A 24,647-nucleotide genomic window follows, 5' to 3' on the forward strand; every position below is an offset into this window, starting at 1 on the left:
TTCTCGTTGAAGCAGGAAGCTCCCGCCTCTATCCGGTGGGGGTACGTTCACTTCCTTCAATACCATTATGTTACAGAATCGAATGCCGTATTGCAAGGGATTTCACTTATGTTTCCAAAATAGGGAGGCCAAGCCATGATCAGTGAAAAGTATGAACCCCATAAGGCGGAAGCCAAATGGCAAAAGTATTGGGAAGATCATCATACCTACAAGGTCAGTAATGATGATCCCCGCCCCAAATATTACGTCCTTGAAATGTTCCCGTATCCTTCGGGCAACCTTCATATGGGGCACGTACGGAACTATTCCATTGGTGATGTCGTTGCTCGTTTCCGTACCATGCGGGGCTACAACGTCCTTCATCCCATGGGCTTTGACTCCTTTGGCATGCCCGCGGAAAATGCCGCCATCAAACATAACATTCCGCCGGCCAAATGGACCCTTGAAAACATTGCCAACATGGAAGACCAGCAAAAACGCATGGGCCTTTCCTATGATTGGGACCGCGAAGTCAAGACCTGTATGGAAGATTACTATAAGTGGACCCAGTGGTTCTTTGAACTCATGTATAAGCGCGGCCTGGCCGTCAAGAAAACGGCCCCGGTCAACTGGTGCGAAAAATGCAACACCGTCCTTGCCAACGAACAGGTCATTGACGGAAAATGCTGGCGCTGTGATACACCGGTCGTCAAAAAGGACCTGTCCCAGTGGTTCTTTAAGATCACTGATTATGCCGATGAACTCTTGAAGGACCTTGACCTTTTGAAGGGCTGGCCTGAACCGGTCAAGACCATGCAGCGCAACTGGATTGGCCGCAGCGAAGGACTGGAATTCAGCTTTGACTGCCCGGACCTTGGGACCAAGCTCCCCGTCTATACAACCCGTCCGGATACAATCTACGGCGTCACCTTCGTCGTCATTCCGCCGGAGCATCCCCTTGTTGCCAAGATCCTTGAAAACAACCCTAAACGGGCTGAACTTGAAGCCTTCTGTGACAAGGTCCGCAATACGTCGGATATTGAGCGGACCAGTGCTGACTCAGAAAAACTGGGCATGTATACGGGCTATGACTGTGTTCATCCCTTGACGGGACATAAGGTAGAGATCTGGATTACGAATTATGTCCTTTTTGACTACGGTACGGGCGCCGTCATGGGTGTACCGAGCGGAGATCATCGTGACTGGATGTTTGCTTCAAAATACGGTATCAAGAAGATCCTTACCCTCCAGCCAAAGGATCATGAACTGAAGCTTGAGGAAATGGACGACGCCTATACGGAAAAGGACGGTGTCCTCGTTAATTCCGGTCCCTTCACGGGTATGGAAATGCATAAAGCCATGGGAGCCATCATGGACTACATGGAAGAAAAGGGCCTGGGAAAACGGCGCGTCAATTACCGCCTCCGCGACTGGCTGATCAGCCGTCAGCGCTATTGGGGCGCACCCATTCCGGTCATCAATTGCCCGCAATGCGGCGAAGTCCTCGTCCCGGAAAAGGATCTGCCTGTAAAACTGCCGACAGATGTCAAGTTTGCGGCCGGCGCCAAGAGCCCTCTTGCTACGAGCGAATCCTTCGTGCACTGCACCTGCCCGAAATGCGGCGGCCCTGCAACGCGTGAATTGGATACGATGGATACCTTCGTCTGCTCGAGCTGGTACTATTTGCGTTACACCGATCCCCATAACGATCAGGCACCCTTCAGCCATGAAGCGGTCGATCATTGGATGAGCGTGGACCAATATATCGGCGGCATTGAACATGCCATCCTCCATCTGCTTTATTCCCGTTTCTTTGTGAAGGTCCTGCGTGATGCCGGTCTTGTCAAGGTTGACGAACCTTTCACGAACCTCCTGACCCAAGGGATGGTCATCAAGGACGGGGCTAAGATGAGCAAGTCCCTGGGCAATGTCGTTTCCCCGGAAGAAATCATTGGCAAGTACGGCGCCGATACGGCCCGGCTATTCATTATGTTTGCCGCCCCTGTGGAACGGGAACTGGAATGGAGCGACCAAGGTGTCGAAGGATCCTTCCGTTTCCTGAACCGTGTATGGCGTATTGTCTACCACTTCCAGGATGAACTCCAAAAGAAGGTCAAGACCTATGATGTGAAGGAACTGGATGAAGCAGGCCGGGAAATGCGCCATATCCTCCATGTGAGCCTGAAAAAGATCACAGAGGACCTGGACAGCCGCTTCAACTTCAATACGGCCATCAGTACCATGATGGAACTGGTCAATGCTCTTTATGCCTATAAGGATAAGGCCAAGAAAGTACATCCGGGCCTCATCTGGGAAGTCATTACGGATCTGCTCCTTGTGATGGCGCCCTTCGTTCCCCATATTACGGAAGAACTCTGGCACGGCACTATCGATGATTCGGAAAGCATCCATAAACAGGCTTGGCCGAAGTACGATGAAGAAGCCATCAAGGTCGATGAAGTAGAGGTCCTTGTTGAAGTCAACGGAAAGCCGAAGGACCGCATCATGGTCGATCCGGAAATGGATAAGGAGGCCTTGGGCAAGGTCGCCTTGGAAAGCAAGGCTGTCAAGGAGGCCATCGGCAGCGGCAAGGTTGTCCGCGTCATTGCCGTTCCGGGCCGTCTGGTCAACATTGTGGTAAAACCGTAAGACGTTTTACTGAAATAAGGATTCCCTTTTAGACGATTGCAATCGTTCAAAAGCAGGTTATCACCCCTTCGCGGGGAGATGGCCTGCTTTTTTTTTTGAAAAGGAGGTCGCATCATGAATCTATGGAACCGCAGAAAAGCAGCTGTCATCTTTGTCCTCATGGTTCTTATTGTGGGAACCACCCTTTATTGGGAAGAAACGCCGCGGCAAAATAAGGCCCCGCTGGATCCTGAGGCAGTCATGACAAAGCAGCGGGAGCAGAAGGCGCTTCCCAGTCTTCGTGTCTATGTCAGCGGTGCCGTCATGTACCCAGGTCTTTATGACCTTGCACCGGGCCTGCGCTATGCCGATGCCATCCGCAAGGCAGGCGGCATGACGGATGAGGCTGATGAAACGCGGGTCAACCTAGCGAAAAAAATCAAGGATGGCTGTCAAGTGAACGTGCCGCTGCGTAAGAATCGGCGCCCTGCAGCGGGAAAAGCGCCGCCTTCTGCGGGCGACTTGCCTGCTCGGGAAAAAGAGAAAAGGAAAGATAAAGGCGCCGCTGGGTTCCTAAGAATCAATCTCAATGATGCGTCCCAGGAAGAACTGGAACATCTCCCCGGGATTGGCCCCGGTATGGCACAGCGCATCATTTCAGAAAGGAACAAGGCCCCTTTTCAATCCGTGGATGAGCTGCTGCGCGTCAAGGGCATAGGGCCTAAAAACCTTTCCCGGTTCCGGGAGCTTGTGGAGGTCATCCCATGACGCCCCTTTCCTGGGCCGGACTGGGCTTTAGTCTGGGCACACTGTGGGGGCTTTCAGCCCGGCCTTCCAGATGGCTTGTTTTAGGCCTGCTATTGGGGAGCCTATTTGCAGCTCTTTTCTGGAAGGAAAGGAAAAAAGGGGGCATCCTGATCTTCTTTTTATTGCCCGCCTTCTTTATCGGGGCCCTTTCCGGGCGGGAACGGCAGAGCGCGGCAAGCCGTATGGCTCCTTTTTTGGGGAACCCTGTAAGGCTTACGGGGCGGGTCGAGCCAGGCTCTCTGCGCGTCCGGGATCGATCTGTTTCTTTTACGCTTCTTTATGAAGGCATGCGCATCCCTGTTCTTCATTTGGGGACCCTTCCTGGACCTTCATGGGGGACCTATACGGCAGAAGGCTGCCTGGAACCGATAGAAACGTTCTATAATCCTGGTATGGTGGATGAAACAAAGCGCAGTGCTGCCCGAAAGATTCCGGGAAGGATCAGGACCCAAAATGGCTGTCTGCACTATGAAGGGGGAGAAAAAGATGCCCTGGACCGGATAGCCGAGTGGGGCAGCACCGTAAGAAAACGGCTTTCGGAGGCCCTTCCTCCGCGCGAGGCCGCCCTCCTAGGGGGCATGCTCCTCGGCGGCAGTGAAGGGATGGACGCCTCGTCACTCCAGATCTTTACGGCCTGCGGATTGTCCCATCTTCTTTCTGTATCTGGAAGCCATGTGGCACTTCTCCTTGGTCTCTATGTCCTGGCGGCGGAGTATCTCCCGCTGCCGCGCCCTGTCAAACCGCTGGGGGGCCTCTTTTTTCTGTTCTGCTACGCCATCCTTTGCGGGCTTCGGGCATCTGTCTGCCGAGCAGTGCTCCTTGGCAGCGGCGTCTTGCTGGGGGAGCTGTTGGGGCGCCGGGCAAGCGGACCGTCTTTTCTTGGCTTTTCGGCCCTTTTGCTGCTGGGCATCCATCCCTTTTGGATCTGGGATATTGGCTTTGCCCTCTCTTTTGCGGCAGCGGCCGGACTGATGCTCTTAAAGGAGAGGGTGGAACGGGGGCTTGCATCTTTTTTAGGGCAGGGCCTTGGGACGGCCCTTTCTGTTCCCCTCGCGGCCCATATTTTTTCCCTTCCTTTGCTTGTCCATCATTTCCACGCCGTGAGCCTCCTATCCCTTCCAGCCAATCTGCTTCTTGTGCCGCTTTTGAGCCTTTCCCTCGTTCTTGCCGTCAGTGCCGTTTTTGGGGGTCTTGTCCTGCCCTTTTTGGGACGGGTCCTTTTTGTTATGGCAGGCAGTCTCGTCAGTCTATCTCTTGAACTGGGCCGTCTGCTTTCAGAAAGCCGGCCCTTCATGGTTACAACGGGGCCCTTGGGCTTTGGGGCGCTTTTTTGCTATGGTCTTTTGCTCAGCCTGCTCCTTGGCGATTTTCCACAGGGATCCCGTCTTGCTCGGTACCGGAAAAAGGCGGCTCTTGCGTCCGCTTTCTGCCTTGCTGCCCTGTTTTTCTATCCTCGCTTTCAAAAAGTACCTTTTACAGCGTATTTCCTTGATGTAGGGCAGGGCGACTGTTGCCTTCTTGTTATGCCGGACAGGAAGAACGTTCTTATCGATACAGGGGGATTAAACGGACACTATGAGGTAGGGGAACGGGTTGTCGTACCTGCGCTTCGGGCCCTTGGCGTAACCCAGATCGATACGATGATTATCAGTCACGGCCATCATGACCATGCCGGCGGAGCCGCTGGAATCGCACGCTGGCTGCCTGTGAAACGGCTGCTCCTTCCACAGGAAAAAGACAGTAATGATGTAGAAAAATTAATATATACCATGAAAAAAACAAATCACAAAATTGTATACAAAATGCAAAAAACAATTCACATCCGTTTTAAATCGCATATAATTAATATTGTAGACGCACCGAAAATGGCAGAGAAAGGAGGCAATGCAAACGAGAGCTCTGCAGTGGTGCTTGTTGCGTGCGGAAAAAGCAAAGTGCTCCTGACCGGGGATGCGACAAGTGAAATTGAACTTGCCGCAGCGGCAGCCCCAATCCGGAGCGATGTGCTGAAGGTTTCCCATCACGGTTCTTCAACTTCTTCGGAAATAGCTTTCCTCAAAGCGGTATCGCCTAAGGTTGCCGTCATTTCCGTTGGCCGGAACAACCGGTTTGGCCATCCCCATGACGAGGTCCTTGAACGCCTGGAATATTTAGGGATTCCCGTAGCAAGAACGGACGAAGGGGGCGCCATCAAGGTTGTTTTTGACGAGACTGGACCGAAGTGGTATAGTTATCGCTGTCAGCGAAACTGTTTCTAGGAGTGATCAAGGTTGAACGTGACAGCGGACCAGTTCCTAGCGAACCTCAGGAAAAAGGGCGGATCCTGTCCCCATCTTGTGGTAGCCATCGGAAATGAGGAATACTACCAAAAGGCCATCAAGGAAACCCTGAAAAAACGGATTGCCTTCGACCATAAAGGAGAGGAACTAAACACCTGGACCTTCGAGGATCGATTCAATCTTGTCGATCTGCGGGAAGCGATTTATTCCCAGTCCTTTTTTGGGGGGCTCAACTGGGTCATTGTCAGTGATCCGTTTGTTCTTGCAAAAACCAAAGACGCAGCAAGTGATCCGCAGACCAAGGGAAAAAGCAAAAAAAAGGAAAGTCCTCTGGAGGCCTTCCTTGAACTTGTCAGTGACATTCCTGCTACGACTTACGTCCTCGTCCAGCTAAGCGCCATCGATAAGCGGACGAGCGCGGCAAAAAAGCTCGGAGCGATTGCCCCCTTGGTTGAGTGTCAGCCCATCAAATGGTATCAGACCAAAGCCCTCATGCCTTTTTTGCAGGAACAGGCTGAGCGCTACGGCGCCCGCTTTGACCAAGGGGCCAAAGCCTTGATTGAAGATTATGTAGCTGCGGCAAATGAAGTCCCCCTCCTTTTTTTGGAGCGGGAAATCGAGAAGATTGCCCTTTTTGCCGGGAACCGCAAGATCTGGACCGCTGATGATGTACGGCAGATGTTTTCCCAGTTGCCCCAAGTATCGAACTTCGCCCTAGGCCGGGCCATCGAAGAGAGGAACCTGACCTTAGCCCTTGAACTGATTGCAGCAGAACGGAAGAACGACGCCAAATTTGTTTTGGCCCTTTATGTCGTTACGTCTTCCCTGCGTCTATTGACCCAAGTCAAAGCCATGATGGCAAAAGGTGCTCGACAGGACGAGATTGCCCAAACCCTGAAAAAGAATCCCTACATCGCCAAGCTTGCCATGCAGCATGCACGAAATTATTCCCATGAATCCTTACAAAAAGCCTTGGTGGATCTGGCGGTGCTGGCCATCACTTCCCGCAGTGGAGGCGGGGACAAAGGATGGAAGTGGTCACGTCTTGAGGAAATTATCATTGCATTAGTAGGAAGAGATTGAACTTGAGGAGGAAGTATTACGATGACATTAGCTTTGAATTCTTATCAAACAATGGCAGTCGGCATTTTACTGTATTATCTGGGCAAGTTCCTGAAAGCCCGCATTAAGTTCCTGCGTACGTACTGCATCCCGAACCCGGTTATTGGCGGTATCCTCTTTGCTCTTTTGAACCTCGCCCTTCATCAGAGCGGCGTCGGTGCCATCAAACTTGATACGGTACAGCAGAGCTTCTTTATGAACATGTTCTTTACGAGCATTGGTTTTACGGCATCCTTTGCTCTTCTTAAAAAAGGCGGCCGCGACGTTCTGATCCTCACGATTGTCTGCGCTATCCTTGTTACCCTGCAGGACGTCATTGGTGTCGGCCTTGCCAAAGTTGTGGGCCTGCATCCGCTCCTTGGTCTCTGTGCCGGTTCCGTACCGCTTGTCGGCGGCCATGGCACGAGTGCTGCTTTTGGTCCTTTCTTTGAAAACATGGGCGTTGAACGCGCCAGTGCCGTTGCTATCGCCATGGCAACCTTCGGCCTGATTTCCGGCTCCCTCATGGGCGGCCCGATTGCCCATCGCCTGATTTCCAAGTATAACCTGCACAGCAACGAAACGAATGTATCGGCTGCCGATCAGGCTTCTGATGTGGAATCGGCTGCCGTTGTTCCCATGGTTCCGGAAAAATTCATGCTGGCTACGGGCGAAATCCTGCTCTGCATGGGTGTTGGTACCTATGTCGCTGCCTTCTTTAAAGGCATTGGCCTTGTGTTCCCGTTCTATATCAGCTCCATGCTGGTAGCGGCTGTTCTTCGCAATACGGCTGACCATTCCTCCAGCCTTGACGTGCCAATTCCTGAAATCCAAACCATGGGTGATGTTGGCCTCAACATCTTCCTGTCCATGGCCCTGATGAGCCTGCGTATCTGGGAACTTTTCGATATCGCCGGTGCGCTCTCTGTCATCGCTGTGGCTCAGGTTATCCTCATGGCCCTGTTCACCTACTTTGTCGTATTCAACGCCATGGGCCGCGATTACGATGCTGCCGTCGAAGTTTCCGCTGTCTGCGGCTTCGGGATGGGCGCAACGCCAAACGCAATGGCTAACATGAGTGCGGTTACGGCCGTCCACGGTCCTTCCACGCGTGCATTCTTCTGTGTACCGCTGGTTGGTGCCTTGTTTATCGACTTTATCAACTCCAGTGTCATCATGGTCTTTACGAACTTGTTCAAATAAAGGTTCGTAAAAAAGAAAAAAGGGCTGCCTGCGGGCAGCCCTTTTTTCGAATAGACGGAGGAACAAGGAAAGCCCGCTTCTGATCCGGTTTTCTTGGCCCTTTGGATGCTCCTATGGCAGGGAAGAAAAGGGAATCTGAGGCCATCCAAATAAAGGAAAAAGGAATGGACGCTTTTTTGCTTGCTCCATGGCCCTTGACATAACGGCTCTGGCACGGTGCTCCAGCATGGGACGTCCTAAAAACGCCCTAACGGGAAAAACGGCTTTCCATAGGCTCTTTTACCTATGGAAAGCCGTTTTTTTCTTTGGCTGACTTTCTTTATGCGTGCTTTTCTTTTTCACCTTCTGCTGGCGGCAGGTAGACATCGGGCTGGGTGAAGCCCCGTCCAAAGACATCGTTTGCGTCTTGGACGAGGACAAAGGCAGCAGGGTCGACGCGCTCGATGAGTTTCAGCAGGTGTCCCAACTGGCGAATCTTTACGACGACAAGAAGGATTTCCTTGTCTTTTCCCGTATAGCCGCCGGCCCCTTTGAGAATGGTAATGCCTCGGTTCACTTCACTGATGACCAGCTTGCGGATCGTATCAGGCTGCTGGGTGATGATGAGCACACTTTTTTTGTAGTCAAAGCCCACCATGGCGACGTTTGTGGCCTTAAAGCAGAGGAAGAACAGGACGAGGCTGTAGAGGACCGGTTCAAGGCCGACAAAGTAGAGGGCGCAAGTAACGACAATGGCATTGAAGATAAAGTTGGTTGTACTGATTCCAATGTTGTAGAATTTCTTGGCAATGAACCCTAGGATATCGACGCCGCCCGTCGATCCATCCACACGGTAGACCAAAGCCGCACCAATGCCTTCAAGGGCTCCGCCAGCAATACAGGTAAGAAGGGGATCTGTGACATAGGTTGTGTGGGAGAGGAAGGCCGTCCCATCAAGGAAGATGGAAAAGAGCGCGGTTCCAATGAGGCTATCCACGAGGAATTTGCGGCTCATGAATTTATAGGCCATGTAAAAGAGCGGCACGTTGAGCAGAAAGCTTGTGACGCCCATGGGAAAGCCTGCAATATAGTAAATCAGCATGGCAAGACCTGCAATCCCTCCGGAAAGGAAATGGTGCTGGACGAGGAAAACGTTGATGGCAAGGGCCATGATGAAACAGCCCAGGGCAAAATGGAGATACTTGATGATGTGTTTTTTCATGGAGGTCACCTTCTTTGTTTGATCAGGAGCGGGCACAGGAAAGGATGGACGCATCTTAAGTCCGTGCTTATCCCATCCATTCAGTTTTGCTTTTTCGCTGCTTGTCCTATTCTATCATGTTTTCATGTACTTTGACAGATGGACATTTTGAACAAGAACGTTTTTTGAAAATATTCTTGCGAATGTTCACAATTTACTTGTTTTTATTGCCGTTTCACGGTACAATGAATACAAAATACAAAGAGGTGGAAAGTGAACATGAAGGAATTCGCCCCTGGCAAGATCAACCTGGCCCTGCGCGTTGGAAAGCGCCGTGCCGATGGGTTTCATGATGTCGATATGGTCATGCAGAGTATCTCCCTTGCGGACACGATTACGCTGGAAGAAGCTCCTACCCTTACCTTGACCATAGATAGCTCAGCCTTGCCTTGTGATGAACGCAATCTGGCTTACCAAGCAGCCCTTGTTTTTGAAAAATGGACAAAAATAAAGCCGGCGGTTCACATCCACATCCAAAAACGCATTTATCTTGCTGCCGGTCTTGCTGGCGGCAGTGCAGATGCAGCAGGGGTCCTGCGCATCCTCAACCGGTACTATGGAAAGCCCCTTTCAAGGGGGCAATTGGAAGAAGCGGCTGCTGAAATTGGCAGTGACGTTCCTTTCTGTATTGCCGGTGGGACGCAGCGCGCCCTTGGAAGAGGGGAATTGATGAGACCGCTGCCTCCGTCACCTACGCTCTGGATGGTCCTTGCCAAACCAGCGGCCCTAGGGGTTTCGACGGCAGAGGTCTATCGCGCCTTGGACGGCGTAAAGGACCGGAAAGAAACGGATACCGATGCCTGTGTGGCCGCACTCGAGCACCACGACACGAAGGCCCTTCTTTCTGCGCTCAATAATGACCTGGAAGCGGTTACCTTGGAAAAGGTTCCCTTTCTGGTTGCCTTGAAAGAGGCGATGCTTCGTCTAGGTGCGGAAAAGGCCATGATGAGCGGCAGCGGCCCTACCGTCTTTGGTCTTGTAAAAGATGAAGAAACGGCATGCCGACTGAAGGAAAAGCTCCGGGAAACTTTTTCCCAGGACCTGCTTCTGGATGTGGCTTGTACGGAGGAGGAGTATTATGGTTAAACATTTGAGGCAGATTCCCCTGGATACTTATAAACCGCTTCGGGAAGTGGTCATTGAAAATATCAGGGATGCCATCTTGAGCGGGGATTTTCCCGCCGGGATGCGTCTGACGGAACTGCAGCTTGCTGACGAAATGGGGGTCAGCCGGACCCCAATCCGGGAAGCCATCCGCAACTTGGAACAGGAAGGCCTTGTGGTCATGATTCCGCGGCGCGGTGCTTACGTTGCCGACGTATCAATCCATGACATCAATGAAGTCTATGAGATTCGTACGGCCCTTGAAACCTTGGCGGCAGGGCTTGCGGCAGAGCGCATCGAGGATTCTGAAATCGAGGAAATGGATAAATATCTCATTGCCACAAGGACGTATGTGAGCCGTCTTGACTATGCAAAAATCGTTGAAATGGATACGGCTTTCCATGATGTCATCTATAAGGCCAGCCGCAATAAACGCTGCATGAACATCATCAGCACCCTTCGGCAGCAGATCACAAGCATCCGTGAACGGAGCATGCCTTACCCGGGCCGTCTTGACGAAATGCTTTTGGAACATCGAGCCATTGTGGATGCCATTGCCCAGCGGGACGTGGAAAAAGCCCAGATGGCCGTCAAGACCCATATGGAAAATGCGGAACGAACCTTGCTCCGCGTCATTGAAGAACAGCACCTGGTACCAACCAAGAAACACGAACCATAAAAAGAAATAAGCGCAAGTCATGCATCAGAAAGTAGAGGGGATCTTATGGCTAGAGTAAAACGTTTGGAAAGGATCGTGGCCCTGACCAAGGAACTGACGGATAAGCCTTTCCAGCTGTTTCCATTTTCCTATTTCTGCGACAAATTCACTGTCGCCAAATCCACGCTGAGTGAGGATGTGCAGACTGTTCGCAACGGTCTTGCTGCCTATGACCTTGGCATCATTGAGACGGTGGCCGGCGCCAGCGGCGGCGTCCGTTTCATTCCTTACCACACGGCCAAATCGGACAATCAGTTCTTGGGTGAGCTTTGTGAACGCCTCAATTCACCGGACCGCGTCCTGCCGGGCGGCATGATCTATATGAATGACCTCATCCTCAATCCCCAGATTGTATCGCGTCTGGGAGAAATCATCATGCAGCGCAGCATCGAACTGAAACCCCAGTACATCATGACCGTTGAAACAAAAGGCATTCCCTTGGGCCTGTCTGCTGCCAAGGCGTTCAATATTCCCATGGTCATGGCTCGCAAGGAAGCGCGTATTACGGAAGGCCCGGCCGTGAGCATCAGCTATCTGTCTGGTTCCACTAAGAAGATCCAGTCCATGTCGCTTCCTAAAAAAGCCCTGCCCCATGGGGCCCGCGTCCTTGTCATCGATGACTTCATGCGTGCCGGCGGTACAGCCAACGGCTTGTGCGAACTTGCCGAAGAAGTGGGCGCGGAAGTCGTCGGCGTCTATCTTTTCATTGCTGCCAAGGACCCTGCCAAGAAACTTGTTCGTGAATATGCATCCCTGCTGACGCTTCGGGGTGTCGATGAAACCAGTAAAGCGGTTGACATCGTTCCCGAAATGTTATAAGAATCCATCCCCATTATCCCATTCAAGATTTTCTTTTAAGGAGGAAAACCAAACATGAACGAAGCAAGTGTAACACTCAACGCCATTGAAGAAGCTAGAGCCCGTCTGAAAGGTCTGGTCCATGAGACGCCCCTTGACATGTCCCACACGATTACCACTTTGGCAGACAGGGAAACCTACCTGAAACTTGAAAATCTCCAGCGCACAGGTTCCTTCAAGATCCGCGGTGCTTCTAACTGCATCATGACTTTGAGCCCGGAACAAAAAGAGCGCGGAATCATTGCAGCCTCTGCCGGCAACCATGCCCAGGGCGTTGCCCTCGGCGGGACCATGAACGCTATCCGTTCCACGGTCGTCATGCCGGAAGCCGCCCCCCTTGCCAAGGTGCAGGCAACCAAGGGCTATGGTGCCAATGTTGTCCTCCACGGCAAGACTTTCGACGAATCCTTGGCCAAGGCCATGGAAATCCAAAAGGAAACCGGCGCTTATTTCGTTCATCCCTATGATGATCCCATGGTCATTGCCGGTCAAGGGACGGTAGGGCTTGAAATCCTTGAACAGTGCCCTGATATTGAAAACATTGTTGTTCCTGCTGGCGGCGGCGGACTGCTTTCCGGGATTGCCACGGCCGTCAAGAACAAGGCGCCCCATGTCAAGGTCTATGGCGTGCAGAGTGAAAAGGCCCCGGCCATTTATCTTGGTAAGAAGCAGAACAAATGGGTCAGTCATCCGTCGGGCAAGACCATTGCCGATGGCTGTGCTGTTGGGATGCCGGGAAAACTGACTTTTTCCTTGATCCAAAAGTATGTCGATGATATGCTTCTGGTTAAGGAAGAAGATATTGCAGCTGCCATGCTGCTTGTCCTCGAACGGGGCAAACTGGTCATGGAAGGCGCCGGTGCCATGCCGGTTGCGGCTGCCCTGCAGCATCTTATCCCTACACCGGGCAAGACGGCCCTTGTCATCAGCGGCGGCAACATTGATGTCAACACCGTTTCCCGGATTATCGAAACGGGGCTCATGCGGACGGGACGCCGCGTGAAATTAGAAACGAGAATGGCTGACCGGCCGGGCGAACTTGTAAAATTCATCAAACACCTGGAAAAAATGCAGGCTAACATCCTGTCCATCACCCACGAACGGGTGGATCGCAGCCTGCTTCTTGGTGAAACCCTCGTTTCCGTCGAACTGGAAACCAAGAACGCAGCTCATGTCAATGAGATTGAAGAAGAGCTGCGCCAAGCAGGATATACTATCGAGGTCCGCTAACAGATTTTATGCGGGCCTATCCATGAGGAGGCTATCGAACCATGTCAGAATTTGCTGCCATAATTCTTGCGGCAGGAAAGGGAACGCGGATGAAATCCAAACTCCCTAAGGTCCTACATAAATTATCGGGAAAACCCATGCTGGAACACGTCCTTGACGCAGCAGGGGAGGCCGGTGTCGATGATGAGATCGTCATTGTCGGGTTTGGCTCGGAAAAGGTCACGGAGTTCCTCGGAACCCGGGCCCGTGTGGCCATCCAGAAAGAACAGCTGGGAACGGGTCATGCCGTTCTCCAGGCGCGGGATCTTTTGGGCGGGGAAAAAGGAACGGCCCTCATCCTCTGCGGGGATACGCCCCTTTTGGAAGGCGCGGAGCTGAAGAAATTTTATGAGACGCACCTTGAAAGCGGTGCCGGCGTCAGTGTCCTTACGGCAGACGCCCCCAATCCCTTCGGCTATGGCCGCATTCTGCGTGACAGTGTAGGCCGCGTTACGGGCATCGTGGAAGAAAAGGATGCCAGTGAGGCCCAGCGGAAGATTCACGAAATCAATACGGGGATTTACTGCGTGGAAATGCCGCTGCTTTTTACCCTTCTGGAAAACTTGTCCAATGACAATGCCCAAGGGGAATATTATTTGACCGATATCTTGGCCGAATGCCTGAAACGGGGCCGCGATGTGTGCGGCATCAAGACCCAGGACTTTGACATGGTCATGGGCATCAATTCCCGCCGCCAGCTGGCTCAGGCCCAGCGCGTCATGAATGAGCGCATTGTGGGCCGTCTCATGGATGAAGGCGTCACCATCATGGATCCTTCCACGACCTTTGTGGAAAAAGGGGTCAAGGTGGGTCGTGATACGGTCCTGTATCCCTTTACCCTCCTCGAAGGAGAGACGGAAATCGGCGAGGACTGCGTCATTGGGCCCAATGTTCGCTTTACGAATGTCACCGTCGGCCATGGGTCATCCATCCAGTTTGCCTATGCTCATGACTGCCGTGTCGGAAATGGAGTGACGATGGGCTGCTTCAATCATCTGCGCCCCCATACGGTGCTTTCCGATCATGTCAAGGTCGGCAACTTTGTCGAAGTGAAAAATTCCACGGTCGGCGAAGGAAGCAAGCTGCCCCATCTTCAGTACATCGGTGACAGCGACATTGGCAGCGGCGTCAATATGGGGTGCGGCACCATCACGGTCAACTATGATGGTAAGGAAAAACACCGCACTACCATCGAGGACAACGCCTTTGTGGGCTGCAACAGCAACCTGGTGGCGCCGGTTACCGTTGGTCGGGGAAGTTATGTCGCGGCCGGATCGACCATTACGAAGAATGTGCCGGAAGACGCACTTGCCGTAGCGCGGGGCAAACAGGTGAACCTCGAGGGTTGGGCTAAGAAGCATCGGGAAAAATGAGGTTGTTTTTGACGGCCTCCCGTTGTATACTTTACCTATTGGTAGCGTACTGATAAATTTTTTACAAAATAGTTGGGGGTATAAGAATGTTGGGTAATAAGACAGGCGATGACATGAAGATTTTCTCCGGTAACGCCAATCCGGACCTGGCACGCGAAATTGCCGCGTATCTGGGCACACAAGTAGGGGATGCCGTCATCAACCGTTTCAACAACGGCGAAGTTCAGGTCATGATCAATGAAAGTGTCCGCGGCAAGGATGTATTTGTTATCCAGCCGACCTGCGGACCCAGCGTCAATGACAATGTCATGGAACTGCTCATCATGTGCGACGCCTTCAAACGTGCCAGCGCAAGACATATTACGGCCGTTGTGCCTTTTTATGGCTATGCCCGTCAGGACCGCAAAGCCCGCGGCCGCGAACCGATTACGGCAAAACTGATGGCTGATCTGATGGCTGTTTCCGGTATTACCCGCGTTGTCACCATTGACCTGCATGCTGCCCAGATCCAAGGTTTCTTTGATATCCCTGTAGACCATATGCCTGGCGGCCCAATCCTTGCTGACTACATTAAGGAAAAAGGGTTCAGCCATGAAGACATGATTGTTGTTTCCCCGGATCTAGGGGGTGTCAGCCGTGCCCGCAAGATTGCCACGCGCCTCAACTGCGGCATTGCCATTATCGACAAGCGCCGTCCGGAACCGGGTGTGGCAGAAGTCATGAACCTCATCGGTGATGTCAAGGACAAGATCTGCATCATGGTGGATGACATTGTGGATACGGCAGGTTCCCTGACGGAAGGGGCCAAAGCCCTTGAAAAGTTCGGTGCCAAGGAAATTTATGCCTGCTGCACCCATCCCATCCTGACCGATCCGGCTCTCAGCCGCATCGCCAAGAGCAACATCAAGGAATTGATCGTTACGAACACGATTCCCCTGCCTCCGAATAAGAAACATCCGAAGATTACCCAACTTTCCGTGGCTCCTATTTTGGCGGAGACCATCCTTCGCATCTACAATCAGCTGTCCATCAGCCAGCTCTTCGAGGAGTAAGGAACGTGAGCTTTGGGGCCATTCGGGAGCTGCTGCAGCACACTCTGCAGCAGCTCCTTTTGTCACCTAAAAAGGAGGAACAGGGAGTGAAACTCGTAGTTGCCCTCGGCAATATTGGTCCGGAATATGCGATGACGCGCCATAATATTGGCTTTATGACAGCTGATATCCTGGCCCGGCGCTGGGGTATGGAAGGGGATTGGAGAAAGGCAGAACGGGCCTTTTATTTGGAAAAACGGGTCCCGGAAAAAGTGCTTCTCATCAAACCCACAACATACATGAACCTTAGCGGCGATGCCGTCCGTGATTTTGCAGGTTTCTACCATCTGCAGCCGGAAGACGTCCTAGTCATCCAGGACGATATGGACCTTCCCGTAGGGTCGCTCCGGATCCGTAAACAGGGAACATCCGGTGGCCATAATGGGCTTAAGTCCATTGAAAAGGCGCTGGGAAGTGAACACTATCCTCGCATCAAAGTGGGCATCGGCCATCCCCTGCGTGTCCAGGAAGCTGTAGTTTCCCATGTCCTGCATCGATTTGAGGGAACGGATCGGGAAACGATTGCCCAGATCCTGGAAAAGGCGGCAGACGCCGTGGAAGACTGGATGAAGGGTGCTTCTATAAACGAGCTGAGCCAAAAATACAATCAAAAAGTCAAGCGGGAGAAAAAGGCCATCTGACAAAAAAAGACCTTCCAGCGGCAGCTGGAAGGTCTTTTACGTTCTTACTCCTTATCTTTGCCAAAAACTTGTTCTTTCATGCGGCGACCGGTCGGCGTGGCAGCAAGACCGCCGCCTGCTGTTTCTCGAAGGCTGGCAGGAAGGGCATTGCCGACATTTCTCATGGCGATGATGCATTCATCAACGGGAATGCAGGAGCCGATGCCGGCAAGGGCAATATCGGCAGAGGAGAAAGCGATGACAACGCCGCCGGCGTTACGCTTTACGCAGGGAATTTCCACAAGGCCGGCGACAGGGTCGCAGACAAGGCCGAGCTGGTTGGCGATGGCAACGGCACAGGCGTCAGCACATTGTGAAGGCGTACCGCCTGATAGTTCGACCATGGCAGCGGCCGTCATGCCGGCCGCGCTGCCGCATTCTGCCTGGCAGCCGCCTTGGGCGCCGGCGATGCAGGCGTTCTTGGCGATGACCATTCCGAAGGCTGCCGCCGTGAACATGCTCATGACCACATCCTTGCGGTCCATGCCCTTATCTTCCATGAGGGTAAGGAGACAGCCAGGCATGATGCCGCAGCTGCCGGCCGTCGGCGTAGCCACGATGCGCCCCATGGAAGCGTTGCAGCCGGATACGGAAAGGGCCCGCATCATGGCGCGGCTCACAATATTGCCGGAAAGGCCGCCCTTGGTTTCCGTGCTGTATACATCCATTTTGTAGCCTTCGCCGCCGGTGAGACCGCTCGTGGACTTTTGATCCTTCCGTTTGCCAAACTGGACCGCCTCAATCATGACATCGACATCATGGTCCATCTTTGCGAAGACTTCTTCTTCCGAAAGGCCCATATCAGCAGCCTGATCGGCAAGGACGACTTCACTGATTTTTTTTCCTTCTTTTTCAGCAGCTTCCACGAGGGAAGCAATGGAATCATAACTTAACATGGTGGTTCTCCTTTACGCGGCAATTAGATGGAACGGATGAGAAAGACGTTGGTCACGTTCTTCACGGTCCGGATATCTTCAATCATGCCTTCCGGCGGCATGCCATCGATTTCAATCGTCATCATGGCAATGCCCCCTTTGACAGGACGGGAAAGCTTGAAGTTTCCAATGTTGACGTCTTTGTATTTTTGCCACATGATGTTCGTGACTTCTGCAATGACGCCCGGACGGTCGTAATGGGGGACCAGAATGGTGTTGTGTTCCCCATTGAAGTCAACGGCCATGCCATTGATGGAGTCAACACGGATATTGCCGCCGCCGATGCTGGCCCCTTGGACCACAACCGGGGTGCCGTTGACGCCCTTGACGTGGATGCGGGCTGTATTGGGATGACTGCCCGGAATCTGGGTGGGCACAAAACGATAGGTGATGCCGGCTTTATCGGCAATGGAAAAAATGTCGCGGATTTCCTCAGAATAGCTGTGGTAGCCCATGATACCTGCTAAGAGCGCCCGATCCGTGCCATGGCCCCGATAGGTCTTGGCAAAGGACCCGGACAGTTCAACCATGACTTCCTTGGGTGCTTCCTGGTTCAAGACCTTGTTGGCGACGCGGCCCAGACGGACAGCACCGGCTGTATGGGAACTGGAAGGACCGATCATGATCGGCCCGATGATGTCAAATACGTTCATGATAACCCTCCTTTAGGGTAAAAGGGAAGGGTGCCCCTTTGATCCAATGAAGCAAGACGTTGTTTCAAGATTGGAGTGGCACCCTTGGCAAAATGAAAGCGAAATGCTTATTTTTCGATCCAAGTCTTATAAACTTTATCAATGACGACGGCAATGGCGTTATCACCGGAAACGTTGCAGGCCGTGCCGAAGGAATCCTGAGTGATGTAAAGGGCAACCATGAGGGCGCAGATCGGGCCGTTGGGGTCACCCAGCTGTTTACCAAAGATCATCCAAAGGAAAGGCAGGGCCGTCATGATGGAGCCGCCAGGAGCACCCGGAGAAGCAACCATGGCAATGCCGAGGGTCATGATGAAAGGAACAACCGTGCCCAGATGGATAGGAATCTGGTTCATGAGGCAGACTGCCGTGGCACAGGCTGTGATGGTGATCATGGAACCGCACATATGGATGTTGGCGCAAAGCGGAATGACGAAGTTACGGATCTGTTCGCTGACACCGTTGGCCTTGGCGCATTCCAGGTTGACCGGAATGGTGGCGGCAGAAGACTGGGTCCCCAATGCGGTGGTATAGCCAGGAACCTGGTTCTTCATGAGCATGAAGGGGTTCTTGTGGCCGATGGTGCCGGCAACCATGAACTGAACGAAGAGCAGGATGAAGTGCATGGCGATGACCACAAGGAAGACTTTCCACAAAACGCCCAGGATAACAAAGGTTTTGCCCGATTTGGTCATATCGACGAAGGTTCCGCAGACATAAAGCGGAAGGAACGGGATGATGGCATGGGTCAGAACAGCGTCGATGATGCCGGAAAAGTCCTTTACAGTACCATAGAGGGTGTCACCAATGGTTTTGCCTTTAAGGGCGGACAGGGACAGACCCAGGATGAAGGCGAGCACAACAGCGGAAATCGTGTCAAGGATCGGTGGAATGGAAATGGAAAAGAACGGTTCGAGAGTAACGCCTGCGACCTTGGAAAGCTGTTCCGTAACATTGCTGCTAATGAAAGAAGGAAAAAGATTGTCAGCGACGAAAAAAGAGAACGTGCCGCCAATGAGGGTGGAACCATAGGCCAAAAGGGCCGTGATGAGAAGCAGTTTGCCGGCGCCTTGGGTCAGGTCAGCAATCCCCATCGTGACATAAGCCAGGATCATCATCGGGATGACAAACTTCAGGAAGTTACTGAAGATCCCCGATAAGGTGACAACGAGGCGGCAGACCTCTGTCGGCATGTACTGCCCGATGAGGGTACCTAGGATGATACCAATGATGATTTTTGGAACAAGACCGAGTTTCATGAAATAAAATCCTCCCCTTTTGTAAATGAATCAAACTGGTTCCATCGGTCAGGAACATCACGTTTGATTTTTCTGTAATTTCACTATACTATATGGTATAATATAAATCAAATTAATAAAATTAAAATGAGCAATGAAAAAATATGAAAGCGAAAGGCGCGTGGAAATAAAATGGAACTAAGACAATTGAGGAGCTTTTTGAAAATTGTGGAATTGCAAAGTTTCTCAAAAGCAGCGAAAGATTTAGGATACTCGCAGTCCGCCCTGAGTGTACAAATTCATGGGCTGGAACAGGAACTTGGCGTGCGTCTTTTTGACCGTATGGGAAAACAGGTAGGTCTCACCCAGCCGGGGAAGGAACTTTGCCAGCGCATTGTCCCCGTGCTCCATCAATTAGAAGAGATCCGCGTCGTGATGCAGGAAAAACCGCCGGCTGAGACGCTTCACCTCGGGATGATCCAGTCCCTGTGCAAATGCAAGATGCCCAAATTGATTCAGTTCTTCGGGGAAAATTATCCCCACATGAACCTGACGATTACGCTCGACAGCCCATCCGCCCTTCTGGATAAAATGGACCATAACCAAGTGGACTTTGTCTATATCCTTGATGAAAAGGTCTACAACGTCAAATGGGAAAAGGTCCTTGAGGAAAAAGAGGACATTGTCTTTATTGGGTCCATTGATTCACCTTTGGTCTACCGAAACGAAGTGGCCCTTGAAGAACTCATTAGTCAGCCTTTCTTCCTTACAGAAAAAGAGGACAACTACCGCCGTGCCCTGGATCAATTCCTGGCGTCCAAGAATCTTGAAATCCAGCCTTTTCTGGAAGTGGGGGATACGGATTTCATCCTTGATATGGTGCAGCGCAGCATGGGCTTTACGTTCTTGCCCCGCTACGTCATGGAAAATTCCTATTATCGGGATAAACTCAAGATTGTCAACGTACCGGGCTTTCACCTGCACATGTACCGCCAGCTTTTCTATCATAAGAATAAATGGCTCACCAGCGGCATGAAGACCATCCTGGACCTTGTGGAAGCGGGAAAGCTCTAAATTCCCAACAAATAATGCCTTGCGTCGCTCTTTCTTGTGTGGTACAATACTAGGGCATTAATGTCTGGATATATTGGTGTAATATGAGAAAGAGGTGTCAAAGACATGAAAGAAGGAATTCATCCTAACTATGGTGAATGCACGGTCATCTGTGGCTGTGGCAACACGTTCAAGACGGGCAGCGTAAAAAAGGAACTCCGCGTAGATGTATGCTCCAAATGCCATCCGTTCTACACGGGCAAGCAGCGTGATATGTCCGCAAGAGGCCGCATCGAAAAGTTCAACAAGAGATACGGCAAGGATTCCAAATAAAAATGCGAACCGACAGCAGAGCCTTGGCTCTGCTGTATTGCTATACGGAGAAGAACCAAAATGACGAAAAAACTCAGTGTCGGCGGCCAAGCTGTCATTGAAGGGGTCATGATGAAGGGGCCGGAAAAGATGGCCGTTGCCGTGCGGCAGGCAAATGGGGAAATTGCCGTAGATGTCAAACCGGTTTCAAGTATCAGGGACCGTTATCCTTTTTTTAAGAAACCGTTTCTGCGAGGCGTCGTTTCTCTCGTTGAATCCTTGGTTGATGGAATGAAGGCCCTGTCCTATTCGGCCCAGATATCGGGTGAAGAAGAAGAAAAGCTGGACGATAAGGAAATGGCCCTTACCATTACGGTGAGCGTCCTTCTTGCCGTCCTTTTATTTGTCGTTGTACCGACCGGGGCCATGCGGCTTTTACAGGACCGCGGTGTCGGGCCTGTTGCCTTGAACCTTGTCGAGGGGTTCCTGCGTCTGGGCATTTTCCTTCTATATATAGGGGGCATTTCGCGGCAGCAAGAGATTCAGCGGGTCTTCCAATACCATGGAGCCGAGCACAAGACCATCTACACCTATGAACACGGACTCCCCCTTGTCGTGGAGAACGTGCGTCCTTTTTCGACGCTCCATCCCCGCTGCGGGACGAACTTCCTCATGATTGTCATGCTCATCAGCATCTTCATCTTTGCCTTTTTGGGCTGGCCCAGCCTTCCCGTACGGATCATGAGCCGCATTGTGCTCATGCCTGTCGTGGCGGGAATCAGTTATGAAATCATTCGCTATGCGGGCAGCCATATCGAGCATCCCTGGGTACGCCGGGCCATTCTGCCGGGTCTGCTCCTGCAGAAACTGACGACAAGGGAACCGGATGACAGTCAGATCGAGGTGGCCATTGCCTCCCTCAAGGCAGTCCTGCCTCCTGACGAAAGCCATGAACAAGAATAAAGGAAGACAAAGCCATGTTTGAACATTTGGATAAACTCCAGGCCTTAGAAGACCGCTATATCGACCTGGAAGCAAAGATCAGCGATCCTTCCGTGATCAGTGACCAGGCGCAGTGGCAGAAATATACCAAGGCCCACGCAAAACTGACCGATGTGGTGGAAACCTATCGGGCCTACCAAAAATTACAGAAGACCTATGATGACGATCAGGCCCTTCTGGAAATGGGAGAGAGCGATGAGGAACTGGCGGCCATGGCCGAAATGGAAATGAAGGAACTGGCCCCGCAGCTGGAAGACTATGAAAAGCGGCTGACCATCCTCCTTCTGCCTAAAGACCCCAATGATGAAAAGAACATCATCATGGAAATCCGCGCCGGTGCCGGCGGCGATGAAGCGGCCCTTTTTGCTGGGGACCTTTTCCGCATGTACACCCGCTATGCCGAAACCAAGGGGTGGCGCGTGGAACTCATGGATTCCAGTCCTACGGGGCTTGGTGGTTTCAAAGAAGTCATCTTCATGGTGTCCGGCAGCGACGTCTACAGCCACATGAAATTTGAAAGCGGCGTCCACCGTGTCCAGCGCGTTCCCGAAACCGAAGCCCAGGGACGTATCCATACGTCGACGGCAACAGTGGCGGTCATGCCGGAAGCTGAGGAAGTGGATGTTGATATCAAGATGAGCGACATCCGCATCGACACCTACCGCGCTGGCGGTGCCGGCGGGCAGTATGTCAACAAGACGGAATCGGCTGTGCGTATGACGCATATCCCCACAGGCATCGTGGCCCAGTGCCAGGATGAAAAATCCCAGGCAAAGAACCGTGAAAAGTGTCTTCGCGTTCTTCGCTCCCGTATCTACGAGGCGGCCCAGGAAGCACAGCGCGCGGCCGAGGAAAGCGAGCGCCGCAGCCAGGTTGGAACCGGGGACCGGAGTGAACGCATCCGGACGTACAATTTCCCTCAAGGGCGCGTTACGGACCATCGCATTGGCCTGACGCTCCATAAATTGACGGATGTCATGAACGGAGACTTGGATGAACTCCTAGGGGCCCTCATGACGGAAGAACAGACAAAAAAATTACAGCAGGTGAAATGATGCAGGAGATGTGGACAATCTTACGGATCCTCAATTGGACCAAGGCTTATTTTGAGGATAAAGGCATCGAGTCGCCGCGCCTTGATGCGGAACTGCTTCTTTGCGCCGTTCTTGGGATGCGGCGCATCGACCTGTATACCCATTTTGACCAGCCCTTGGAAAAAGAGGAACTGGCGGCGTATCGAGGCTACGTCATGCGCCGGGCAAAGCGGGAACCCGTGGCCTATATCCTCGGCGAGAAAGGGTTTCTCGATTATACCTTTGCCGTGACTGCTGATACGCTCATTCCTCGTCCGGAAACGGAGCTGCTTGTCGAAAAGATCCTTGCCGTGACAGCCGACGGGCCCCTTGATATCTTGGAACTCGGCGTGGGAAGCGGAGCCATTTTGATTTCCCTCCTGTTAAAGCGGAAGGAGGCTCAGGGCCTTGGCGTCGATATTTCAGAAGGGGCTGTTGCGGTCGCACGGAAGAATGCCAAGAATCTGGGCGTCACGGACCGCAGTGAAATCATCGTATCCGATCTTTTTGAAAAGGTGCCTGAAGGCCGCAAGTTTGATCTCATCGTTTCCAATCCACCCTACATTCCCAAAAAGGATCTGGCCGGCCTTTCTCCGGAAGTGCGGAAGGAACCCTTGGGCGCACTTGACGGCGGGGAAGACGGCCTTGATTTTTACCGTCGCATCGTGCGGGAAGGCATGGCTTATCTTAAGGAAGATGGCCTGTTTGCTTTTGAAGTGGGCATTGGTGAAGGCGCGGCTGCTGCAGACCTTCTTGTTCAAAACGGCTGCGGCGCGGCCCGCGTCTTTCTTGACTATGCGGGGATTGACCGCATGGTCCTAGCAGCAAAAGAGGGGACAACCTATGCAGACAAAATTATGGAAACTGGAAACTAAGCGGGACCAAGCCATAGCGGAAGCGGCCGCCTTGATCCGGAAAGGGGAAGTTGTCGCATTCCCGACGGAAACGGTCTACGGCCTTGGGGCCAATGGCCTTGACGGTATGGCATGCCGGAAAATCTTTGCCGCTAAGGGCCGTCCGGCCGATAATCCCCTGATTCTCCATATTGCCGAAAAAGAGGATATGGAGGCGCTTACAAAAGGGCTTTCGCCGATGGCCCAAGCCTTGATGGAGGCCTTTTGGCCCGGCCCGATGACCCTCATTGTGCCGAAATCGGATAAGATCCCTGATGTCGTGACAGCTGGCCTTGATACGGTGGCTGTGCGTTTTCCCAGCCATCCTGTTGCACGGGACCTGATCCGGGCGGCGGGATGCCCTATTGCAGCCCCTTCAGCCAACAAATCAGGAAAACCGAGTCCGACGACCGCTCAGGATGTGCTCCTTGATATGGACGGTATCATTGCCGGCGTCCTTGATGGCGGTGCCTGCGACATCGGTGTCGAATCGACCATCATTGACACGACGGGCAAGGATCCGGTGATCTTGCGGCCCGGCGGAATTACACGGGAAATGATCAAGATGGCCATGGGCCGCGTGGCCTTGGACCCAGGGCTTGTCAAAAAAGGGGAAACACCCAAGGCACCGGGCATGAAGTATCGGCATTATGCCCCGACCGCTCCCATGCTTCTTGTGGAAGGACCGGAAGCTTCTTTGGGCCTCATCCGCCTTGCCATCATGGCCGAAGCCCATGGTCTTCGGACCGGTGTCATTGCCTTGAAGGCGACGGTGGACCATTTCCCCAAGGGCGGCAATTTTGTCATCCATAATGGAGGGGCCACCCTTGAAGCTTACGCCGGAACGCTTTTCCATGACCTGCGCGCCTTTGACAGCGAAGGCGTGGATCTCATCCTGGGAGAAGGGGTGCGTGAGGATCAGATGGGGCTTGCCATCATGAACCGCCTGCGCAAATCGGCCGGGCATAACATCATCTGGGCCGAAGGAGGCCTTCTTTATCATCGCAGCGGCGCCGTTCCTGAATGTTTGCGAACCCTTGTCATGGAAGGGATGCCGGAAAGATGAAAGAACAGGGACGTGGGAAAAAGCGCTGAATATTTCGAAAAATAAGCAGGACA

22 protein-coding genes are annotated in these 24,647 nt (G+C 52.6%); 18 read left to right on the forward strand and 4 right to left on the reverse strand.

Annotated features, from left to right (window positions below; translation table 11 throughout):
• The first annotated feature begins 135 nt into the window (after positions 1–135).
• The 5 genes from leuS to gltS all read left to right on the forward strand — a co-directional run bounded on the left by leuS (position 136) and on the right by gltS (position 7,997).
• Entirely contained in the window at positions 136–2,628 is a 2,493-nt protein-coding gene (gene leuS, locus DW817_RS00475) for a leucine--tRNA ligase (protein ID WP_009014846.1), read from the forward strand.
• A gap of 114 nt (positions 2,629–2,742) precedes the next feature.
• Complete coding sequence (locus tag DW817_RS00480) at positions 2,743–3,375, forward strand: helix-hairpin-helix domain-containing protein (protein ID WP_009014845.1); 633 nt, start codon at positions 2,743–2,745, stop codon at positions 3,373–3,375.
• Positions 3,372–5,672 carry a DNA internalization-related competence protein ComEC/Rec2 gene (locus tag DW817_RS00485; protein ID WP_120110337.1) on the forward strand — a complete coding sequence of 767 codons (2,301 nt, stop codon included), beginning with the start codon at positions 3,372–3,374 and terminating at the stop codon, positions 5,670–5,672. The genes DW817_RS00480 and DW817_RS00485 overlap by 4 nt, the downstream gene beginning before the upstream one ends.
• Positions 5,673–5,690: 18 nt before the next feature.
• Positions 5,691–6,776, forward strand: a complete 1,086-nt coding sequence (holA, locus tag DW817_RS00490) for a DNA polymerase III subunit delta (protein WP_243634039.1) — start codon at positions 5,691–5,693, stop codon at positions 6,774–6,776.
• Positions 6,777–6,797: 21 nt separating this feature from the next.
• A complete protein-coding gene (gene gltS / locus DW817_RS00495; RefSeq protein WP_009014842.1) occupies positions 6,798–7,997 on the forward strand; it encodes a sodium/glutamate symporter in 1,200 nt (399 codons plus the stop codon).
• Positions 7,998–8,316: 319 nt separating this feature from the next.
• Here gltS and DW817_RS00500 read toward each other — a convergent pair whose 3' ends face one another.
• On the reverse strand, positions 8,317–9,198 hold the full coding sequence (locus tag DW817_RS00500; RefSeq protein WP_016459708.1) for a YitT family protein: 882 nt from the start codon (positions 9,196–9,198) through the stop codon (positions 8,317–8,319).
• A 258-nt stretch (positions 9,199–9,456) separates the two neighbouring features.
• Between DW817_RS00500 and ispE the strand changes: the two genes are divergently transcribed.
• From ispE to pth, 7 genes are all read left to right on the forward strand, one after another.
• On the forward strand, positions 9,457–10,323 hold the full coding sequence (ispE, locus tag DW817_RS00505) for a 4-(cytidine 5'-diphospho)-2-C-methyl-D-erythritol kinase (RefSeq protein WP_014128196.1): 867 nt from the start codon (positions 9,457–9,459) through the stop codon (positions 10,321–10,323).
• Positions 10,316–11,020, forward strand: coding sequence for a GntR family transcriptional regulator (locus tag DW817_RS00510; RefSeq protein WP_009015498.1), 705 nt, complete (start codon positions 10,316–10,318; stop codon positions 11,018–11,020). Before ispE ends, DW817_RS00510 begins: the two co-directional genes overlap by 8 nt.
• A 45-nt stretch (positions 11,021–11,065) precedes the next feature.
• Positions 11,066–11,878, forward strand: coding sequence for a pur operon repressor (gene purR / locus DW817_RS00515; protein ID WP_021737057.1), 813 nt, complete (start codon positions 11,066–11,068; stop codon positions 11,876–11,878).
• Positions 11,879–11,932: 54 nt separating this feature from the next.
• The gene (ilvA, locus tag DW817_RS00520) at positions 11,933–13,147 is read left to right on the forward strand and encodes a threonine ammonia-lyase (RefSeq protein ID WP_009015496.1); all 1,215 of its coding nucleotides are present in this window, start codon (positions 11,933–11,935) and stop codon (positions 13,145–13,147) included.
• A gap of 41 nt (positions 13,148–13,188) precedes the next feature.
• A complete protein-coding gene (gene glmU, locus DW817_RS00525) occupies positions 13,189–14,559 on the forward strand; it encodes a bifunctional UDP-N-acetylglucosamine diphosphorylase/glucosamine-1-phosphate N-acetyltransferase GlmU (RefSeq protein WP_009015495.1) in 1,371 nt (456 codons plus the stop codon).
• Positions 14,560–14,645: 86 nt separating this feature from the next.
• Positions 14,646–15,611: a ribose-phosphate pyrophosphokinase gene (locus tag DW817_RS00530; protein WP_014128199.1), complete on the forward strand. Its 966-nt coding sequence runs from the start codon at positions 14,646–14,648 to the stop codon at positions 15,609–15,611.
• Positions 15,612–15,697: 86 nt separating this feature from the next.
• Positions 15,698–16,291 carry an aminoacyl-tRNA hydrolase gene (gene pth, locus DW817_RS00535; protein WP_227077592.1) on the forward strand — a complete coding sequence of 198 codons (594 nt, stop codon included), beginning with the start codon at positions 15,698–15,700 and terminating at the stop codon, positions 16,289–16,291.
• A 44-nt stretch (positions 16,292–16,335) separates the two neighbouring features.
• Here the strand turns inward: pth and sdaAA are convergent, their stop codons facing one another.
• The 3 genes from sdaAA to DW817_RS00550 all read right to left on the reverse strand — a co-directional run bounded on the left by sdaAA (position 16,336) and on the right by DW817_RS00550 (position 19,216).
• Entirely contained in the window at positions 16,336–17,226 is an 891-nt protein-coding gene (gene sdaAA, locus DW817_RS00540) for an L-serine ammonia-lyase, iron-sulfur-dependent, subunit alpha (RefSeq protein WP_009015492.1), read from the reverse strand.
• A 23-nt stretch (positions 17,227–17,249) separates the two neighbouring features.
• A complete protein-coding gene (gene sdaAB, locus DW817_RS00545; protein ID WP_014128201.1) occupies positions 17,250–17,918 on the reverse strand; it encodes an L-serine ammonia-lyase, iron-sulfur-dependent subunit beta in 669 nt (222 codons plus the stop codon).
• Between the two features lie 107 nt (positions 17,919–18,025).
• Positions 18,026–19,216 carry a dicarboxylate/amino acid:cation symporter gene (locus DW817_RS00550; RefSeq protein ID WP_009015491.1) on the reverse strand — a complete coding sequence of 397 codons (1,191 nt, stop codon included), beginning with the start codon at positions 19,214–19,216 and terminating at the stop codon, positions 18,026–18,028.
• Positions 19,217–19,387: 171 nt separating this feature from the next.
• On the opposite strand from DW817_RS00550, the gene DW817_RS00555 reads away from it, so the two are divergent.
• The 6 genes from DW817_RS00555 to DW817_RS00580 all read left to right on the forward strand — a co-directional run bounded on the left by DW817_RS00555 (position 19,388) and on the right by DW817_RS00580 (position 24,594).
• A complete protein-coding gene (locus DW817_RS00555; protein ID WP_120110345.1) occupies positions 19,388–20,269 on the forward strand; it encodes a LysR family transcriptional regulator in 882 nt (293 codons plus the stop codon).
• A gap of 105 nt (positions 20,270–20,374) precedes the next feature.
• On the forward strand, positions 20,375–20,581 hold the full coding sequence (gene rpmE, locus DW817_RS00560; protein ID WP_009015489.1) for a 50S ribosomal protein L31: 207 nt from the start codon (positions 20,375–20,377) through the stop codon (positions 20,579–20,581).
• 60 nt (positions 20,582–20,641) lie between these two features.
• The gene (locus DW817_RS00565) at positions 20,642–21,523 is read left to right on the forward strand and encodes a DUF1385 domain-containing protein (protein WP_120110348.1); all 882 of its coding nucleotides are present in this window, start codon (positions 20,642–20,644) and stop codon (positions 21,521–21,523) included.
• A gap of 14 nt (positions 21,524–21,537) precedes the next feature.
• Positions 21,538–22,617 carry a peptide chain release factor 1 gene (prfA, locus tag DW817_RS00570; protein WP_009015487.1) on the forward strand — a complete coding sequence of 360 codons (1,080 nt, stop codon included), beginning with the start codon at positions 21,538–21,540 and terminating at the stop codon, positions 22,615–22,617.
• A complete protein-coding gene (gene prmC / locus DW817_RS00575; RefSeq protein WP_009015486.1) occupies positions 22,614–23,510 on the forward strand; it encodes a peptide chain release factor N(5)-glutamine methyltransferase in 897 nt (298 codons plus the stop codon). Before prfA ends, prmC begins: the two co-directional genes overlap by 4 nt.
• Positions 23,479–24,594 carry an L-threonylcarbamoyladenylate synthase gene (locus tag DW817_RS00580; RefSeq protein WP_014128203.1) on the forward strand — a complete coding sequence of 372 codons (1,116 nt, stop codon included), beginning with the start codon at positions 23,479–23,481 and terminating at the stop codon, positions 24,592–24,594. Before prmC ends, DW817_RS00580 begins: the two co-directional genes overlap by 32 nt.
• The last annotated feature ends 53 nt before the right edge of the window (positions 24,595–24,647 follow it).

Origin of the sequence: Acidaminococcus sp. AM33-14BH (assembly GCF_003603525.1) — a bacterium.
GTDB lineage: Bacteria > Bacillota > Negativicutes > Acidaminococcales > Acidaminococcaceae > Acidaminococcus > Acidaminococcus intestini.

Coding starts and splice junctions, on each gene's coding strand:
- leuS (WP_009014846.1), top strand. CDS start 136: ATGATCAGTGAAAAGTATGAACCCCATAAGGCGGAAGCCAAATGGCAA.
- DW817_RS00480 (WP_009014845.1), top strand. CDS start 2,743: ATGAATCTATGGAACCGCAGAAAAGCAGCTGTCATCTTTGTCCTCATG.
- DW817_RS00485 (WP_120110337.1), top strand. CDS start 3,372: ATGACGCCCCTTTCCTGGGCCGGACTGGGCTTTAGTCTGGGCACACTG.
- gltS (WP_009014842.1), top strand. CDS start 6,798: ATGACATTAGCTTTGAATTCTTATCAAACAATGGCAGTCGGCATTTTA.
- DW817_RS00500 (WP_016459708.1), bottom strand. CDS start 9,198: ATGAAAAAACACATCATCAAGTATCTCCATTTTGCCCTGGGCTGTTTC.
- ispE (WP_014128196.1), top strand. CDS start 9,457: ATGAAGGAATTCGCCCCTGGCAAGATCAACCTGGCCCTGCGCGTTGGA.
- DW817_RS00510 (WP_009015498.1), top strand. CDS start 10,316: ATGGTTAAACATTTGAGGCAGATTCCCCTGGATACTTATAAACCGCTT.
- purR (WP_021737057.1), top strand. CDS start 11,066: ATGGCTAGAGTAAAACGTTTGGAAAGGATCGTGGCCCTGACCAAGGAA.
- ilvA (WP_009015496.1), top strand. CDS start 11,933: ATGAACGAAGCAAGTGTAACACTCAACGCCATTGAAGAAGCTAGAGCC.
- glmU (WP_009015495.1), top strand. CDS start 13,189: ATGTCAGAATTTGCTGCCATAATTCTTGCGGCAGGAAAGGGAACGCGG.
- DW817_RS00530 (WP_014128199.1), top strand. CDS start 14,646: ATGTTGGGTAATAAGACAGGCGATGACATGAAGATTTTCTCCGGTAAC.
- sdaAA (WP_009015492.1), bottom strand. CDS start 17,226: ATGTTAAGTTATGATTCCATTGCTTCCCTCGTGGAAGCTGCTGAAAAA.
- sdaAB (WP_014128201.1), bottom strand. CDS start 17,918: ATGAACGTATTTGACATCATCGGGCCGATCATGATCGGTCCTTCCAGT.
- DW817_RS00550 (WP_009015491.1), bottom strand. CDS start 19,216: ATGAAACTCGGTCTTGTTCCAAAAATCATCATTGGTATCATCCTAGGT.
- DW817_RS00555 (WP_120110345.1), top strand. CDS start 19,388: ATGGAACTAAGACAATTGAGGAGCTTTTTGAAAATTGTGGAATTGCAA.
- rpmE (WP_009015489.1), top strand. CDS start 20,375: ATGAAAGAAGGAATTCATCCTAACTATGGTGAATGCACGGTCATCTGT.
- DW817_RS00565 (WP_120110348.1), top strand. CDS start 20,642: ATGACGAAAAAACTCAGTGTCGGCGGCCAAGCTGTCATTGAAGGGGTC.
- prfA (WP_009015487.1), top strand. CDS start 21,538: ATGTTTGAACATTTGGATAAACTCCAGGCCTTAGAAGACCGCTATATC.
- prmC (WP_009015486.1), top strand. CDS start 22,614: ATGATGCAGGAGATGTGGACAATCTTACGGATCCTCAATTGGACCAAG.
- DW817_RS00580 (WP_014128203.1), top strand. CDS start 23,479: ATGCAGACAAAATTATGGAAACTGGAAACTAAGCGGGACCAAGCCATA.